At 43.7% G+C, this 17,417-nt stretch carries 19 protein-coding genes; 16 read left to right on the plus strand and 3 right to left on the minus strand.

Annotated elements, in window-relative coordinates; translation table 11 throughout:
• Window positions 1–21: 21 nt before the first annotated feature.
• The 12 genes from DBR32_RS10710 to DBR32_RS10765 all read left to right on the plus strand — a co-directional run bounded on the left by DBR32_RS10710 (window position 22) and on the right by DBR32_RS10765 (window position 11,041).
• Entirely contained in the window at window positions 22–489 is a 468-nt protein-coding gene (locus DBR32_RS10710) for a FixH family protein (protein ID WP_158605960.1), read from the plus strand.
• Between the two features lie 4 nt (window positions 490–493).
• Complete coding sequence (locus DBR32_RS10715) at window positions 494–1,210, plus strand: sulfite exporter TauE/SafE family protein (protein ID WP_124636333.1); 717 nt, start codon at window positions 494–496, stop codon at window positions 1,208–1,210.
• Window positions 1,211–1,353: 143 nt separating this feature from the next.
• Complete coding sequence (locus DBR32_RS10720) at window positions 1,354–2,604, plus strand: nucleoside recognition domain-containing protein (protein WP_124636334.1); 1,251 nt, start codon at window positions 1,354–1,356, stop codon at window positions 2,602–2,604.
• Between the two features lie 24 nt (window positions 2,605–2,628).
• The gene (locus DBR32_RS10725; protein WP_124636335.1) at window positions 2,629–4,308 is read left to right on the plus strand and encodes an NAD+ synthase; all 1,680 of its coding nucleotides are present in this window, start codon (window positions 2,629–2,631) and stop codon (window positions 4,306–4,308) included.
• A gap of 36 nt (window positions 4,309–4,344) precedes the next feature.
• Window positions 4,345–5,379 (plus strand): tryptophan 2,3-dioxygenase family protein, encoded by a 1,035-nt coding sequence (locus DBR32_RS10730; protein ID WP_124636336.1) that lies wholly within the window; start codon window positions 4,345–4,347, stop codon window positions 5,377–5,379.
• 91 nt (window positions 5,380–5,470) lie between these two features.
• Window positions 5,471–6,073, plus strand: coding sequence for a DUF937 domain-containing protein (locus tag DBR32_RS10735; RefSeq protein WP_124636337.1), 603 nt, complete (start codon window positions 5,471–5,473; stop codon window positions 6,071–6,073).
• Window positions 6,074–6,290: 217 nt separating this feature from the next.
• Window positions 6,291–6,926 carry a TatD family hydrolase gene (locus DBR32_RS10740; RefSeq protein WP_158605961.1) on the plus strand — a complete coding sequence of 212 codons (636 nt, stop codon included), beginning with the start codon at window positions 6,291–6,293 and terminating at the stop codon, window positions 6,924–6,926.
• Window positions 6,916–7,638: a ThiF family adenylyltransferase gene (locus DBR32_RS10745; RefSeq protein ID WP_124636339.1), complete on the plus strand. Its 723-nt coding sequence runs from the start codon at window positions 6,916–6,918 to the stop codon at window positions 7,636–7,638. The genes DBR32_RS10740 and DBR32_RS10745 overlap by 11 nt, the downstream gene beginning before the upstream one ends.
• 59 nt (window positions 7,639–7,697) lie before the next feature.
• Complete coding sequence (asnS, locus tag DBR32_RS10750) at window positions 7,698–9,128, plus strand: asparagine--tRNA ligase (protein ID WP_233559720.1); 1,431 nt, start codon at window positions 7,698–7,700, stop codon at window positions 9,126–9,128.
• A 73-nt stretch (window positions 9,129–9,201) separates the two neighbouring features.
• Complete coding sequence (locus DBR32_RS10755; protein ID WP_233559721.1) at window positions 9,202–9,813, plus strand: CopD family protein; 612 nt, start codon at window positions 9,202–9,204, stop codon at window positions 9,811–9,813.
• A gap of 8 nt (window positions 9,814–9,821) precedes the next feature.
• A complete protein-coding gene (locus tag DBR32_RS10760; RefSeq protein ID WP_124636341.1) occupies window positions 9,822–10,046 on the plus strand; it encodes a hypothetical protein in 225 nt (74 codons plus the stop codon).
• Window positions 10,047–10,159: 113 nt separating this feature from the next.
• A complete protein-coding gene (locus tag DBR32_RS10765; RefSeq protein WP_124636342.1) occupies window positions 10,160–11,041 on the plus strand; it encodes a hypothetical protein in 882 nt (293 codons plus the stop codon).
• A 106-nt stretch (window positions 11,042–11,147) separates the two neighbouring features.
• Here DBR32_RS10765 and DBR32_RS10770 read toward each other — a convergent pair whose 3' ends face one another.
• Window positions 11,148–12,512, minus strand: a complete 1,365-nt coding sequence (locus tag DBR32_RS10770) for a M20/M25/M40 family metallo-hydrolase (RefSeq protein ID WP_124636343.1) — start codon at window positions 12,510–12,512, stop codon at window positions 11,148–11,150.
• A gap of 209 nt (window positions 12,513–12,721) precedes the next feature.
• Between DBR32_RS10770 and DBR32_RS10775 the strand changes: the two genes are divergently transcribed.
• Entirely contained in the window at window positions 12,722–13,759 is a 1,038-nt protein-coding gene (locus DBR32_RS10775) for an iron-sulfur cluster-binding domain-containing protein (protein ID WP_124636344.1), read from the plus strand.
• Here the strand turns inward: DBR32_RS10775 and DBR32_RS10780 are convergent.
• A complete protein-coding gene (locus DBR32_RS10780; protein ID WP_124636345.1) occupies window positions 13,756–14,463 on the minus strand; it encodes an SAM-dependent methyltransferase in 708 nt (235 codons plus the stop codon). The two genes, DBR32_RS10775 and DBR32_RS10780, sit on opposite strands and share 4 nt — an antisense overlap.
• Before the next feature lie 138 nt (window positions 14,464–14,601).
• On the opposite strand from DBR32_RS10780, the gene DBR32_RS10785 reads away from it, so the two are divergent.
• Together DBR32_RS10785 and DBR32_RS10790 are read left to right on the plus strand one after the other, a co-directional pair.
• A complete protein-coding gene (locus tag DBR32_RS10785) occupies window positions 14,602–15,243 on the plus strand; it encodes a YiiX/YebB-like N1pC/P60 family cysteine hydrolase (RefSeq protein ID WP_124636346.1) in 642 nt (213 codons plus the stop codon).
• 42 nt (window positions 15,244–15,285) lie between these two features.
• Window positions 15,286–15,765, plus strand: a complete 480-nt coding sequence (locus DBR32_RS10790; protein WP_124636347.1) for a DUF4878 domain-containing protein — start codon at window positions 15,286–15,288, stop codon at window positions 15,763–15,765.
• A 3-nt stretch (window positions 15,766–15,768) separates the two neighbouring features.
• Here the strand turns inward: DBR32_RS10790 and hemW are convergent, their stop codons facing one another.
• Entirely contained in the window at window positions 15,769–16,890 is a 1,122-nt protein-coding gene (gene hemW / locus DBR32_RS10795) for a radical SAM family heme chaperone HemW (RefSeq protein ID WP_124636348.1), read from the minus strand.
• A gap of 64 nt (window positions 16,891–16,954) precedes the next feature.
• Between hemW and DBR32_RS10800 the strand changes: the two genes are divergently transcribed.
• Window positions 16,955–17,416, plus strand: coding sequence for a hypothetical protein (locus DBR32_RS10800; RefSeq protein WP_124636349.1), 462 nt, complete (start codon window positions 16,955–16,957; stop codon window positions 17,414–17,416).
• The last annotated feature ends 1 nt before the right edge of the window (window position 17,417 follow it).

Below are 17,417 nucleotides of genomic sequence, written 5' to 3' on the forward strand. Positions count from 1 at the left end.
ATGACAACACAAACCATAACAATGAAAACAAAAAAACCTTACGGATTCTGGAATTGGGGCACGGCTTTAGTGATCGTTTTTATATTAGGCGCCTCCGGTATTATTTTTCTGGTCTATCAATCACAGCAAATGTCTGCCGAATTAGTGACCGAGAATTACTATGCGGAAGAGCTTAAATTTCAACAAAAAATAGATGCCCGCACCCACGCCAATCAATTATCGGATTCTGTTCGTATTCATGATGATGGTAAGGGCATTATTTTACTGGCTTTCCCTACAGAATGTATCGGGCAATCTATAACCGGAACGATTTATTGTTACAATCCTTCGGATAGCAAAAAAGATTACAGAACGCCCATAAGTATTGATGGCAAAGGCTTACAGGTCATACAAGCGCAGTTCCTGCGTAGTGGCAGCTACCTCATTCAGATAGAGTGGGCCATGAACGGGAAAACATTCGGAACAGAGATTCCTTTCAAAAAACGATAACACGATGCATACCGCTATCCTTATACCGGCATTAGCCATGGGCTTTTTAGGGAGTTTCCATTGTATCGGCATGTGTGGGCCGCTGGCGCTCTCATTACCCGTACAACATTTGAAGGGCTTCAAAAAAGTATGGGGCATACTGCTCTACAATCTGGGCCGGGTGGTCACCTATGGCATTTTAGGATACATACTGGGTTTCGCGAGCAAGCAATTTGCCTTCTTCGGCTGGCAACAAAAAATATCCATTGCGGTTGGCAGTATATTCCTGGCTTATCTCTTATTTACCCTGCTGCCTGTCCGGCTTGGTGCCGCAAACGGATTCTCTGTAAAAGTACCCTGGCGAAAAACAGTACTCCAGGCTTTAGGACAATTATACCAAAACAAAAAAACCGGTTCCGTATTTTTAATTGGCCTGCTCAATGGATTATTACCTTGTGGCATGGTATACATGGCTTTGGCTGGCGCCTTTGCCACGAGCCATCAATGGGAGAGCACGCTGTTTATGATGGCTTTTGGTATGGGCACCCTCCCCGCGATGATGTCGCTTAGCCTTTTAGGCAATTTCATCAGCATCCGTTTCCGGAATAGCATTCGCCGCGCCGGCCCATACCTCATCGGCCTTATGGGTCTGTTGCTTATTTTAAGAGGTTTAAACCTGGGCATCCCCTATCTCAGCCCGGAACTGAAATCAGAAAAGATGCATTGTTGTGCGCCCCAATAAACAAGCATTGTGCCTGTTCCCTCCTCATACTCATGTTTTTCCATTTTTGCCGCGTTCCTCTTCCCTGGTTTATGCAAGGGTAAAGCCTAAAAAATCGCTTTCCTTATCCTTAAATAGTTTATTTTCGTCTCATATTTTACACTATGGTATTAAACTATATTTGGATAGGATTTTTCCTCATCGGGTTTCTTGTAGCCCTGTACAAACTGGCCTTTCTGGGTCAGATGGATATTTTCTCTACCATGATGACCGGCTTGTTTGACAGTGCCAAAACGGGATTCGAAATTTCTATAGGCCTTACCGGTATCATGGCGCTGTGGTTGGGTTTTATGAAGATCGGGGAAGGTGCCGGCATCGTCAATGTATTTGCCCGCGGAGTGCAACCTTTTTTTAAGACCTTATTCCGGGGCGTTCCCAAAGGACATACCGCTTATGGTAATATTGCGATGAATTTCTCGGCCAATATGCTGGGACTGGACAATGCCGCAACTCCTTTAGGACTGAAAGCCATGGGAGACTTACAGGAGCTCAATCCTAAGAAAGATACTGCAAGCGATGCCCAGATTATGTTTCTCGTATTGAATACCGCCGGGATCACGTTAATCCCCTCTTCGGTTATTGCCATCAGACAATCTATGGCTATTGAGCAAGGGATTAAAGGCCTTAATGCTGCCGATATTTTTCTGCCGATTCTGATCTCTACGTTTGTGGCCTTTACTGCCGGAATCCTGATCACCGCTGCCTTTCAGCGCATTAATATCTTTAAATGGCCGGTTCTTATTTTTATTTTAGGTTTTGGCGGCTTAATTTTCGGCCTGGCTTTTTGGTTGCAGCAGTTTCCACCCGAGCAGATGAGCAAATATGTAGGGCTCATTGGAAGCATGGTTATTCTACTTATCATCATTACTTTTTTAACCGCCGGCTTTATTAAGAAGTTAAACGTATATGACCTCTTTATCGAAGGGGCCAAAGAAGGATTCACGACGGCGATAAAGATCATCCCCTATCTGGTCGCTATGCTGGCCGCCATTAGCGTATTCCGCAACTCCGGTTGTATGGATTATTTGGTTGGCGGTATTGCCTTTATCGTAGCCGGATTAGGCTTGAATACCGATTTTGTACCGGCATTGCCCGTGGCTTTTATGAAGCCCCTGAGTGGCGGCGGTGCACGTGGCTTAATGGTCGATGTGATGAAGCAATACGGCGTCAATTCCTTTCCGGCCAAAATCGCATCTATCATCCAGGGTTCTACCGAGACGACCTTTTATGTACTGGCCGTTTACTTTGGCAGTATAAACGTTAAGAATACCCGTTATGCCTTGCTTTGCGGCCTACTGGCCGATGGTATTGGCCTGGTCACGGCTATTTTGGTCGGTTATCTTTTCTTTCATTAATTTTTAAAGAATATCTCTACAGTAATGAATATCTTCCTGGCGCAACAAAACTATATTATCGGCGATTTTGCCTACAATACTGCTAAAATTATCGATGCCATTAAAACGGCAAAAGCACAAGGCGGCGAACTGATTGTGTTTCCGGAATTGGCCATTTGTGGCTATCCGCCAAGGGATTTTTTAGAGTTCGACGATTTTATAGATGCCTGCCAGCAAAGCATTGACCTGATCTGTAAAGAAGCGGGCGAAATTGCTGTACTGGTCGGAGCACCGAGCCGGAATCCTGTACCACAGGGAAAGAATTTATTCAACAGTGCCTATTTTATTTATGAAAATAAAGTGCAGCAGATCATCAATAAGACCTTGCTGCCCAATTATGATATTTTTGACGAGTATCGCTATTTTGAACCCTCCTTCGATTGGTCTATCGTTTCTTTCAAAGGATTGAAACTGGCTGTAACCATTTGTGAAGACATTTGGGATATGGAAGATGACCTGATGTATCGTTTTTCACCCATGGAAAAACTGATCGAACAGTCGCCGGATCTCATGATCAACCTCAGTGCTTCTCCTTTTGATTATACCCATGCAGAAGACCGCTTGTGGGTCGTAAGCAAAAATTGTGTACAATATCAATTGCCTATGCTCTACTGTAATACCGTAGGCTCACAAACAGAAATCGTATTTGATGGCGGTTCTTTAATCGCAGATGCACAGGGAAACATCCTCAAAGAATGCCCTTATTTTGAAGAGGTACTTGTTGCCGTAGATTTTACCGATAGTAAGCTGCAACTTCCGGTAGTGAAGCCGGTAGAAACCTTACCACTGGCACCTTGTAATCCGGTTACCTTTGATTATACTTTAAATATTGACCGCATACACCAGGCATTGGTGATGGGCATCAGGCAGTATTTTGAAAAAATGGGTTTTAAAAAAGCAGTTGTCGCCAGTTCTGGCGGTATTGATAGTGCCGTTACGCTGGCTTTAGCCTGTGAAGCTTTGGGACCGGAAAATGTACATGCTTTGCTGATGCCGTCTCAATTCTCTACCGGGCACTCGGTCAGCGATGCCGAACAGCTCTCCAAAAACCTGAATAACCACTACGATATTATTCCTATTAAAAAGGTCTACGATGCCTTTGAAAGCAGCCTGGAACCGGTTTTTAAGGATTTGCCTTTTAACGTAACAGAAGAAAATATACAGGCGCGTACAAGAGGGACACTTGTTATGGCTTTGGCCAATAAATTCAATTATATATTGCTCAATACTTCTAATAAAAGTGAACTGGCAACCGGCTATGGTACACTATATGGCGATATGGCCGGCGGCATTGCCGTGTTAGGGGATGTCTACAAAATGCAGGTATTTGAACTGGCCAGATACCTTAACCGTGACAAAGAGATTATACCGGAGCATATCATCACGAAACCACCATCTGCAGAGCTGAGGCCTGATCAAAAAGATAGTGACAGCTTACCGGACTACAGTATTCTGGATACCATCATTTATCAGTATGTCGAGCGCAGACAAAGTCCTCAGGATATTATCGCGCAGGGATTTGATACGGATTTGGTGAAGCGGGTCATCACGATGATCAACCGGAACGAATATAAAAGAAACCAGTTTTGCCCGATCATCAGGGTATCACCCAAGTCCTTCGGTATTGGCAGAAGAATGCCGATTGTAGGCAAATATTTAGGATAAACAGTACATCAGTATCATTAAAATTATTTTATACAAATGGATAAGAAACAGCGGCCACCCGTATACTACAGCGAATACTTACAATTAGACAAAATTCTGGAAGCCCAGTTTCCGGAAAGCGCCAAGGAAGGCATCAAAGCAGATGATGAGATGTTGTTTATCATCATTCATCAGACGTATGAATTATGGTTTAAACAGATCTTACATGAGATCAATATTATCCGTGACATCTTCAAACAGCCCAATGTTTCCGATAATTCGGCCGACATTTTCAATGCAGTTTCCCGCTTAAAACGCATCATTAAAATCCTGGAAATCCTGGTGGCACAAATCTCTGTTCTAGAGACTATGACCCCATTGGATTTCTTAGACTTCCGTGATCTGTTGCGTCCGGCATCGGGTTTCCAAAGCATACAGTTTAAAATTGTGGAAGCCTTACTGGGTCTGGAATATGAAAACCGTTTCGGACATGAATACTATTTATCTCAACTGAACGAAGCCGACATTAACCGGGTAAAAAGTGCTGAAGGGCAAATCTCTTTGGTTGTTTTATTAAATGGTTGGCTGGAGCGCATGCCTTTTGCCCACAAATCGGAATACTGGTTGGGCGAAAATGGAAATTTCTGGGATGTATACCGCGCGACTTATGCTTCGGGCTTATCGCCTAATGAACAAGCAAACCTGGAGGTATTTGATCAGTTGTTTATCAATCCTGACCAATACCCCGCCGGAAGAAGATTAAGCCAACTGGCGATGAAAAATGCTTTGTTCATCATGTTGTATCGCGACTATCCTTTGTTACACCTGCCTTTTGAATTACTGGATTTATTGCTGGAGGTAGATGAGCAATTATCAATGTGGCGTTATCGCCATATTCATATGGTGCAACGCGCTATTGGCAAGCGTGTGGGTACTGGAGGCAGTTCGGGTGCTGCTTATCTGAAATCGGCAGCAGAAAGCCATGTAATCTTTAAGGAAATAGCAGAGATCAGTTCCTTCCTGATGCCAAGGGGAGATTTACCAAAACTGCCGGAGCAACTGGTGGCCGATTTATGCTTTAACCGAAGCTAAGGTTTTCGTTAATTTATTGTCATTCTGATCTGAATTAGCGCAACATATGATTTAGTGCTGTAACTTGGTGTAAATTTAAAAACAACAAAACATGAACGTCTCTGAATTGTTAAACAGCGCCACAGGGCAACAAATCGTAAGTAATATTTCCAGCCAGTTTGGATTGGATCAGAACCAGGCGGTGTCTGCAGTGCAGGCAGCAGTACCAATGATCCTTGGCGGTCTGGGGCGCAATGCACAAACTCCGGAAGGGGCAGAAGCATTAAACAGTGCTTTGGAATCGAAGCATGACGGCAGCGTTTTAGATAACATTCAGGGCTTTTTTGGCAACAGCGATGCCGCCCAACAAGATGGTTCCGGTATTTTGGGACATATCTTCGGCAATCAGGTAGAACAAGTACAGAGTGGTGTATCCCAATCTTCCGGCATTAGCATGCAAAAGATCGGACCCATCATTGCGATGTTAGCACCTATCGTTTTGGGCTATCTGAGCAAACAGAAACAAAACAACAATGTTACGAATTCGGGTGGCTTAGGCGACCTGATTGGTGGTTTGGCCGGTAGCCTCGGTGGCGGACAAACACAAAGCCAGGGTCAGGGCGGCGGATTGATTGATATGGTTTCCGGTTTTTTAGATAAAAACAAAGACGGGAATGTCATCGACGACATCATGGGTATGTTCGGTAAAAAATAATTTTTTAATTGTGATTGAATAGAGGAGCGACTTTCGAAAGAGAGTCGCTTTTTTGATGTCTTTTCGAGTATAGCGAAGCGAAATGAGTCATCTCAAAACATTATTGAAATGACGCGTTTGTCAGCACGACAATAACCCCACATTTTACCAAAAATGTATTCCCCTAAAATTGATACATTTGTTATTGAACAATATGCTCCAAAAGGCATCCCTCCTTATGCACAATATACATACCCATAGAAGCCATGGTACTGCTGCAGATGAAATCATTAGCAGGAGCACCCATTTTGACCAAAGTGTAACCCTTCCTCAATGCAGCCTGGGCCTGCACCCCTGGTATCTCGATGATGCGGAAGTGCAATGGAAAGCACTACTGGAATATGCAGATCGCCCCAATGTATTGGCAATCGGGGAGTGTGGCCTGGATAAGGCCTGTGATACGCCATGGGAGATCCAAACCGAATATTTTGAGAAACAAATCGCACTGGCCAATACCCTGCAGAAACCGCTGATTATTCATTGTGTAAAGGCTTACCAGGAATGCCTGCTTTTATTAAAGGCGGCAAAGGTGCCCGTGGTCTTTCACGGTTTTAATAAAAATACCGAAACGGCTAAAATGCTTTTGGCCCGGGGTTATTTCCTTTCTTTCGGTCATCAATTGCTTAAAGAAAGCTATGCAGATACTTTTCGGGAGATTCCTGTAACGCAAATGTGCTTTGAAACAGATGACCAGCCCGAACTTTTAATCGAAGACGTATATAAAAGAGCAGCAGAAATGCTGAATTTTCCATTGGATGCCCTTATTTTGCAAATTGAAAAAAATTATCAAAACATTTTTAGGTATGCAAGATAAAAGTTGGTTGTCCCGGACAACACTTCTTATTGGTGACGAGGCTTTAGATCGATTAATCAACAGCCATGTGATGGTCGTTGGCCTGGGTGGCGTAGGTTCTTATGCCGCAGAATTTATATGCCGTTCCGGCGTTGGCAAAATGACCATTATTGATGGGGATGTCGTTGATCCGACCAACCGAAACCGTCAACTGCCCGCTTTAGCCACCAATCATGGGGTTTCTAAAGCCGACATCATGGCGGAAAGGCTGAAAGCCATCAATCCGGAACTGGAGTTGATCGTGGTTAAGGAGTTTATTACTCCTGAGAAAGTAGAAGAACTGCTGGATAGCAATCCTGATTATGTAATCGATGCGATTGATAGTTTTACCCCAAAGGCGACGTTCATACGCATTGCGCACAACAGGGGCATTCGTTTTGTAAGTTCTATGGGTGCGGGCGGCAAACTGGATCCTACCCGTTTACAAGTGACGGATATTTCCAAAACCTTTAACTGTCCTTTCGCAATGAAAGTACGCAAAAGACTAAAAAAATACCAGGTCTATAAAGGCGTGAAAGTAGTGTTCTCCGATGAATTGCCGGTAAAAGAATCCTTAATGCTGACCGATAATACCAATTTTAAGAAATCGTTCTATGGTACTATTTCTTATGTACCTGCTGCCTTTGGCGGTGCGGTAGCCTCTGTAGCCATAAGAGATTTGATGAACGCTTAATATTTATGGGGTATTGTGTACCTTTGCCCGACATTTTTTATTTATAAAACTCCGAAATCGTGAGAACGAAAATCAAAGACATATTAACCAGCGAACAAGTAGATTATTCCGTAAACCTTAAAGGATGGGTGCGTTCTTTCCGTAATAACCAGTTTATTGCCCTGAATGATGGCTCGATTATCCATAATATCCAAGTGGTGATCAATCCGGAAACAACGGATGAATCTTTATTGAAAAGCATTCAAACCGGTGCTGCCTTAAGTATTGAGGGTACCGTAATCGCATCGCAGGGTAAAGGTCAGACGGTAGAAGTGGTTGCAAACAGCGTAACGCTTTTAGGAGAATGTAATCCGGAAGAGTTCCCTCTACAGGCTAAGAACAGACCCAGTTTAGAATATTTAAGAGAAATAGCTCACTTACGGTTCCGCACGAATGTGTTCGGTGCGGTCTTCCGCGTGCGCCACAGCATTGCTTATGCCATTCATAAATTCTTTAATGATAAGGGTTTTGTATACTTACATACCCCTATTGTGACGGCTTCGGATGCCGAAGGCGCCGGAGAGATGTTCCGGGTTACGACCTTACCTTTTGACAATCCCCCTCGTTTGGAAAATGGGGAGATCGATTTTACAGAAGACTTTTTTGGCAAAAGCACAAACCTTACCGTTAGCGGTCAGTTGGAAGCGGAACTGGCAGCCATGGCCTTTGGAGAAGTATATACCTTCGGGCCCACTTTCCGTGCCGAAAACTCTAATACCACGCGCCACCTGGCGGAATTCTGGATGGTAGAACCGGAAGTTGCTTTCAATGATCTGGAAGACAATATGAATCTGGCGGAATCCTTTATCCAGTATATCATCAAGCATGTACTGGACAACAATATGGAAGATCTTAAATTCCTGGATGAGCGCCTGATCAATGAAGAAAAACAGAAACCGGCTAACGAACGCAGTGAAATGGGTTTGCTCGAGAAGCTGCAATTTGTGATCGATAATCAATTTGAACGCATCACCTATACACAGGCCATCGAGATTTTATTACAATCCAAACCATATCAGAAAAAACAATTTAAGTATGATGTGGCCTGGGGTATTGATCTGCAAAGTGAGCATGAGCGCTTCCTGGTAGAAAAACATTTCAAAAAACCGGTGATTGTGACCGACTACCCTAAAGACATCAAGGCCTTTTATATGCGCCTGAATGACGACGGAAAAACGGTAGCAGCCATGGATATCCTGGCACCGGGTATCGGTGAGATCGTAGGTGGTTCTCAAAGAGAGGAACGTTTAGACCATCTGACCAAGCGTATGGCCGAAATGGATATCCCAACTGCAGAAATGTACTGGTATCTGGACAGCCGTCGTTTTGGTACGGCACCGCATGCCGGCTTTGGTTTAGGATTTGAGCGTATGGTTTTATTCATCACGGGTATGACCAATATCCGTGACGTAATCCCATTCCCACGGACACCGAAAAATGCTGCGTTTTAAACCGCAGACAGACACGCATAAATTTTAGTACCGGAAAATGCTTCAGACCTTATGATCCTTTACGCAAAGGCGAATGGGGCAAGAAGCATTCTTCGGTTTAAGCAAAACATATTTTTTCATTCTCAGTATTGCCGATTCCTTTTTAATGCTATACCTTAAGGCGCTACATATCATCTTTGTCATTACCTGGTTTGCCGGTATATTTTATATGCCCAGGCTGTTTATATACAATACGGAAGCCCAGAGTAATCCTTCGGAGGAAGCCAAAAAAGTATTGACGCAGCAGTTTGAAATTATGATGAAGCGCTTGTGGCGCGGCATTACGATTCCCTCTGCGCTGTTAACGGCTGTATTCGGGCCGGTAGTGATGTACAAGTTCGGGTATTTCAATAGTGTTCCGAGCTGGCTTTGGGTAAAACTATGTTTTGTACTGGGTCTGTATGTATATTTCTTTTTCCTGCATCATATTTTCAAACAACAGATGCGCCGGGTCTATACCTACAGTTCTATGCAGCTCCGTATCTGGAATGAGGTCGCCACCATTTTTCTGGTGATTATCGTATTCTTGGTTTCAGTAAAAGATGCCATGAGCTGGATTTATGGGCTCATCGGATTAGTCATTTTCATTATCGCCCTGATGAGTGCTATAAGGGTTTATAAAATTATTCGCAGTAAAAAATCTTAATTTATATCATGGAACAATTAGTAAAAGAATTAGTAGAAAAAGCAAACCTGACGGAAGAGCAGGCGGCCAAAGCCACAGAAGTAATGCTGGCTTTTGTAAAAACCAAAGTGCCTCCTATGTTTCAGGACAAAATGGATGATATCCTGGCCGGAAAGTTTGATATGAGCAGCCTTATGGGTATGCTGGGCGGCAGTCCTATGGATATGATCAAAGGTATGTTCAGCAAGAAATAATCAGGACTTAAATGCCTGAAACGGATAGTATAAATAATAAACGATCTTTAATGACCGTCCGTTGTTTATACTATTTTTATTTATTCATTAAAGATATAAAGATATTCTGTTCCATGAAAAAGATACAATACCTGAGTATATTTATTGTGCTGCTATGCTCCAGCTTCAAAAATATATACCTGAGCAAAAAGGAACTTCAACAACAGTATCAAAGTAATACTTTTAAATCCGCAATTCTTTGTTTGGATAAAGACAGTAATAAAGTGTGGATCGGAAATTACAGTTACAATTATGCCATTGTACATTTGAATAATTCAAAGAAAAAAAGAAGTATACACCTGGGAGAAAAGTTCCGAATAGAAAATGACACCTTGAAAGGAATGGTATATCAGGATCCTCCTATGATCCCTCAAAAAGCCAATGTAGCAATGAGTGATATAGATTTTATCGAAATCATCACTGCGACCAAACCCATCCCCTACTATAATCTTGACAGTGCCCAACAAGCAGTGGTATTTAAGAACGATTCCATAAGCAAAGCTTTTATGGCAACGGGACATAACAAATGGATCTTGGTTTCAAAACAGCATCCTTCAGATTCCATTATGATCTTTGAGCAGGCATGCTATGATCTTGAATTTGCCGATGGGACAAAAACACAAAAAGGGGTTGTCCGTAAGCTTACCACAGACTCTATATATATTTCGAGTGCATTCAATCCGGAAGCAGCAGCCTTTGAGCGACAGGTTTATAGCGAACTTGCCTATCATAAAAAAGACTTAGCGATTATTTCCATTCTTAAAAAAGGGGGCTGGGATACTAAGAAGCTTGATGCTGTAACCTATGACTTGTATCCCGAAACCGATAATAGCAACAGTCCTTCTCATTTTTACAAACTGCATGGCGAAACGGGAACGATCAGATTATATAGATATTGGTTTACGCAAGTTGGATTTGTAAAAATCTTTGAAGAGGGAGGAAAGATTTACTGGTAAGCAGGATCATTAACGAAGAGCATACCGGCAACAATAAAAAGAAATAAAAAGGGGGCTGCGCGCCTTCGGCGCGCAGCCCCCTTTTTATAAGAATAATCATGATAAACTAGTCAAAATACTGGTCGGCCATATAGATAAAAGTAGTCATCGCCACCGCACCCAGATGCAGTTCCCTTTTGTTGACATCTTCAAACACATCGTTTTGGCTGTGGTGCATGTCAAAATAACGCTGAGAATCGGGCATTAAGCCGGCAAGCCTGCAGCCTTGTTTGGCTAAGGGACCGATATCTACCCCACCACCTTCCTCCTCAAAATCATACACACCCATCGGGAAGAAAATATTTTTCCATGTTTTTATGGTTGCTCTGTCGGCATCCGTCATTTTAAGGCTAAAACCTCTTGGCGTATAGCCACCTTCATCACTTTCGAGAGCAAGGATATGCCTTTCGTTTTTAGCTTTGGCACTATCGGCGTAAGCCAGGCCACCTTTCATGCCATTCTCTTCGTTGGCAAATAAGACTACCCTTATCGTATGCTTCGGTTTAATATTGAGTTTCTTCAAGGTACGCAATACTTCAATAGACTGTACACAACCGGCGCCATCATCCTGCGCGCCTTCCCCTACATCCCAGGAATCCAGGTGGCCACCAACCACAAGATACCCCTCCTGCGTTCCCTGCAATTCTCCGATCACATTATAAGCCATGACCATTTCCTTCATGCCACACTCTGACCGCAGTTCCGCAACCGGCTTTCCTTTTTTACACCAGTCTCCCAAAGCGGCGGCAGTCGAATTCCCGATTGCGAGCGCAGGTATTTTCTGTACCTCGTCTTCATAGCGCATAGAGCCGGTATGCGGCACATCTTTCAATCCCGTGGAAAGGGAGCGAATAATGAGCCCCACAGCACCTTTTTTAGCCGCTACATTGGCCCCGTTAAAACGATAAGCCGCAATATCGGAATAGGCATCAAATGTTTTTAAAAAGTCCTGGCGAAAAGCATAGTTCAGGAAAACTATTTTCCCTTTTACGGCTGCTTCCGGCGCCGCTTTTAAGGCATCCATATTATCAAAATAAATGATCTCGGCACTAAGTGTTTTTCCGTTCGTTCCTTCCGAATTCCCTAGAGAAAGCATCGGAATACTGATCCATTTACCCTCATTTTTAATGCGCAAAGATTCTTTTCCGCGCGTCCATTTGGGCACCATTACCGGTTGCAACCATACTTTATCTGCTCCCGATTGTTCCAACAGGGCTTTGCCCCAGGCAATCGCTTTATCCTGCTGCGGGCTTCCGCTGAGCCTATGTCCGATGGTCTTGCACAGTACCCTGAGGTTATCATAGGCTGCTCCATGCAGCATAATTTCATTACTTATATTTTTGGCCATCACGGAATCAGCTTGCGCGTATAGTCTAGACATTAATCCAGTCAGTACAATCATCAATCCTAATAGCGGTATACATTTCTTCATAATCATTTTTTAAAATCGGCCAAACAAATGTACTGGATTTCTACTGTTTTTTTCGGTACTGTACGCTTACTTTGTATCAACACCGCTTTAAAGAAAATAAGGAAGACCGCTCTTTTTCTAAACCGGCCCGGTAAGGACCATTTATCCCTCTTTAAAAAGAATGCCGACCAAATCAATCGACTATATTTGTAAAAACATTTTGGATCCTCATGGCGGAACCGTATACATCTCTTATCATTGACCGTATTGTACCCGAAACACCTCAGGCAAAAACATTTTATGTGAAACCTTCGGAAGGGCCTTTGCTTCCTTATAAACCAGGGCAATTTCTTCATTTGGCTTTCCCTCAAAAATACAATACCGAGTATCGCTCTTATTCCTTTTCTTCTATTCCGAAGGAGGGAATGGCCTTTACGGTAAAAGCAATGGAAAACGGTAATGTTTCGCGCTTATTTCATGATCATTATCAAGTCGGTGATACGCTTTCTCTGGTCAATATTGCCGGGAGGTTTGTCTTGCCCGAAGACCTCAGCAACATAGAGCAGGTCTTTCTCTTTGCTGCGGGTAGCGGCATCACACCGGTATTTGCCCTTCTGAAGCAATTACTCTTCGAACATCCCGGTATCAAAATATTTTTGGCCTACAGCAATGCTGCGCCTGCGGCGACTATATTTTACAAGCATCTTCAAACCTTACAGCAAAGCTATGCCGACCGGCTGGCAATCGAGTTTATCTTCAGCAGCGATAAGAATCTGCTTAAAGCCCGCCTGAGCAGCTTTTGGTTGCGCGAGCTGGTGGCACAACACAAGCAAGCCGATTGGAAAAACATCCTAGCTTATACCTGTGGTCCGATGGAATATATGGATACAGTTAAGATCACTTTATTTACAGAAGGGGTTGTACCGCAGCAATTTTATATGGAGTACTTTGAAACGATGAGTGATGATATGATTGTGGCTCCGGAAGATAAGACCCCACATCAAGTGCATTACCGCATCGGTACCCAGGAAGCGACCCTTGAGGTACAATATCCCGATACCATCCTGGAGGTGGGTCTGAAAGCAGGTCTGCCCCTACCCCATAGCTGTCAGTCGGGGCAATGCGGCACCTGTACGGCACGTATCCGCAAAGGGGAAGTCTGGCTACAGTACAACGAGGTGCTGACCCATAAAGATATGGAAGATGGTCTCACCTTGCCTTGTATGGGCTTCCCCATCAATGGCGATGTATCGATAAGTTACGATTAGGCCGGATGGATTAAAAAGATGGTGGGCCGTTTATGTAAATCGGGTTTTGCGGCGGCCCATTGCCCGATCGTTTTGGTTTGGATCATTGCTGTAGCCCCGGTAATATCTGCCGCGATACACAGTTTGGTTTTTTGCGGATGGCAGGATTTGATGATCTCTTCTAACAGAGGATTATTCCGGTAAGGTGTTTCGATAAAAATCTGCGTTTCCTGTTTTTGGCTTGCCAGGGCTTCTAATTCTTTGATGGCTTTACTCCGCATCGGTTCTTTGACCGGAAGGTAACCGGCAAAACGAAAACCCTGCCCGTTAAAGCCTGAAGCCATCAGCGCTAATAAAATTGAACTAGGGCCGATATGGGGTACGACCACGGCGCCTATTTCCTGCGCTGCGGCCACTAAGTTGCTGCCCGGATCAGCTACTGCAGGACAACCTGCCTCACTCATCAAGCCTACTTCATAACCGGCTTGCAGCCATTGTTTGAGTTGATTGATATTGGCCGACTGTTGGTTGTTGACTTCAGAAAAGGTAATCTCATCAATCACCACCGTTTTATCGAAGGCTTTTAAAAACCGCCTTGCGGTACGAATGTTTTCTACAAAATAGTATTTCAGCTGACAGGCTTGTTGCTGTACCTGTTCCGGAATAGTATGGGTAGTTTCTTCTGCTAAAGGCACGGGGATTAAATGCAAACGACCAAGGGACATAAAAAGGGATTTTGTGGCACAAAGAAAACCATTTTTTGGCAATCCCACCCTTCGATGATCACACAACAGAAAATATCCTCGCCGGAAGTGCTTCAATTTAGCTTAGTATCTAGCTAATATAATATAGTTTTGCGGGTCATGGGCAAAATGCGTGTATGGATTCTAATGGGGCTCTGCGGTCTGTCGATTGCAGCTAGCCTTGCATACTTCAAAAAGCGCAGTCCGGAAATAAAGAAATCTCATGCGCGTCAAATCCCGATAGACAGCCTTGCCGCTATACTGCAGGATGGCGATATCGTTTTACGCGCCGGCAATGATATGACCAGCAATATGCTGCGGCAACTAAACCTCAGGGATCAGCGTTTTTCACATTGTGGTCTTGTGTTTAAAAGTGCAGATACTTGCTGGGTATACCATAGCATTGGCAGCGAAAGCGATCCCAACCAAGCGATAAAAAAGGAACGACTGGAGCAATTTTATGCGCCACAAAATAATATAGCCATCGGTTATGCCGGCATGCAGCTGAGTGCGGCAGAGCAGCAGCGCCTGCAAATGGTCTTGGACAGCTTTTATCAGAAAAAGATCCCTTTCGATATGCAGTTTGATCTACATACAGATGATAAACTATATTGCAGCGAAATGGTCGCAAAGGCTTTATTGCTGAGTGTACCTCAGATCGGATTAAAAGCGACCGACACCTTGGGTAAGCAATACTGGAGCATTGATAACCTCAGTCACAACGACCGGGTGAGGATGATTCAATATCTGCCCTACGAATAAGGCAATTTTATTACCTTTGCTCTTTATTTACCGTAAGAACATATGAATAAATATATATCAGGACTCCTGTTGGGCATCGTTTTGTTGCTGGGCGGTTGCAGAAAAGACTCCTCTAAGGATGTGGCCGAACGTTTTGCCAATGCCTTTCATCACCGCGATTTTAAAATTGCCATGTCTTTGGCTACCAAAACAAGCCGTGTACAACTGGAAACGATTTCCCAATTTGCCACGGGCTTACCCGAAGCTTCTGTCAAAGAAGCCCAGAATATAAAAGTGATAATGGGGAAAGGGGAAGAAAAAGGCGACCGGGCCACGTATTTTTACAAGACTTCAGACAATGACATAGAGCAAAAGATCAACTTGGTAAAGGTTGATGGCCAGTGGCTGGTGGAGTGGAATAAAATGGACAGCCCTGTAGAAGAGAATAAAGCAGAGCCGGCACCGCCGCCATCGACAGATTCCAGCGTACAACTGAAAATAGGCACACCCGCAGCTTTTGCAGACAGCAGTAGTGCGCGTTAAGGCTTAGAAAAATAAATCGGCAGCAATGCCATCGGCGAACAATTTACCGGCTTTAGTCAGGGTATATTGTTCGTCTTTTTGTTGTACCTGCCCTAATAAAAAGGGAATCATTTTGGCGGCTAATGCCTGCTTTATCTCCTTGCCAAATCGATTGCCTACATAATGCATATCAATGCCCCACATGGTTCTGAGGGAAGTCAGGATATACTCATTGATCTGATCTTCCGGAGAAAGGATTTCGAGTTCCTCATTGGGTAGATTCGTTTCGATCCCTTTTACATATAAACTATTATTGGCCACATTCCACTGGCGGCTATGCCCGTTGAAAGAATGTGCTGAAGGGCCAATACCCAGATAGTGCACTCCTTTCCAGTAATTAGTATTGTGCAGGGCATATTTTCCCGGCAGGGCAAAGTTGGAAATCTCATAATGATCAAATCCCGCCATGGGCAGCATTTCTTCCATGAGTTCAAACTGCTGTGCCGCCTGTTCGTTTAAGGGTGCCGGTGCTTTTCCTTTTTCAATCTGGTGCGCGAGTAGTGTTTTCTCTTCGACCGTCAGGGCATAGGCCGAAATATGCGGTATCTGAAACTGAATTGCCTTCAACATATTTTCTCTCCAGGAGGTATTGGTCAGGCCCGGTGTACCATAGATCAGATCGATGGTCATGTCATCAAAGCCGGCATCCTGCGCCCTTTTTATGGCCGTTTCAGCTTCATTAGCGGTATGTGCTCTTTGCATAAACCGTAAATCCTGTTCAAAAAAAGATTGCACACCCATACTCAGGCGGTTGGTCGGTGTACGGCGCAGCATCTGTGCGTAATCCCGGCTCATATCATCCGGATTCGCTTCCAGTGTGGCTTCTTTAAGGGCTATTTTGGGATAATGTTTAAAAATAGTCTCCCAGATTTGCATCAATGATCCTTCATCAAGTAAGGAAGGGGTACCGCCACCAAAATATACGGTTTCCACCACCTGCTCATAAAGATAGTCTTTGCGCAAGACCAGCTCCTTACAAATGGCCGCAACGACTTCATCTTTCTGCCGTAAAGAGGTAGAAAAATGAAAATTACAATAATTACACGCTTGTTTACAAAAAGGGATGTGAATATAAATTCCTGCCATAGGATAAATGAATCTGGTATGGCAAATTTCAGTATTTTCGCTGTATTAAAATCATAATCTTATTATGCGCACAATATTTGGCCTAGTGATCGTTTTTTTTATGGGATGTCAGCTGAGTTTTGCACAAAAAGCAACAAGCCCCAAAGCTCCTGCCTGCAGGGACGCTAAAGTACATGGCAAACTGGTATCTATAGACAAGGAATGGGAAGACAAAAAATATAAACTGGTTTATTTTAACTCTGAAAATATTCCGAGCAAGGCGATGATCCCTTTTAAGATTGATGTGGTACAGGGGGAAACCTATCAGGTCAATTACGTGGTTGGCGCACATGCAAGCAAATATCAGCTGGATGTGGTGGACAATAATGTAAAAAACGTGGTTAGGGAAAAAGGAAAAGGAGATAAGCAAAATATCGCAGTCGTATCGAAACAATTTACGGCGGCGACTACCGGTGTTTATATGGTTGTATTCTCTCAACAAACGAAAGAAGACAACTGTGTGGCGATCTCTGTATTGAAAAAATAAA

This window comes from Taibaiella sp. KBW10 (genome assembly GCF_003852495.1).
Lineage (GTDB): Bacteria > Bacteroidota > Bacteroidia > Chitinophagales > Chitinophagaceae > Edaphocola.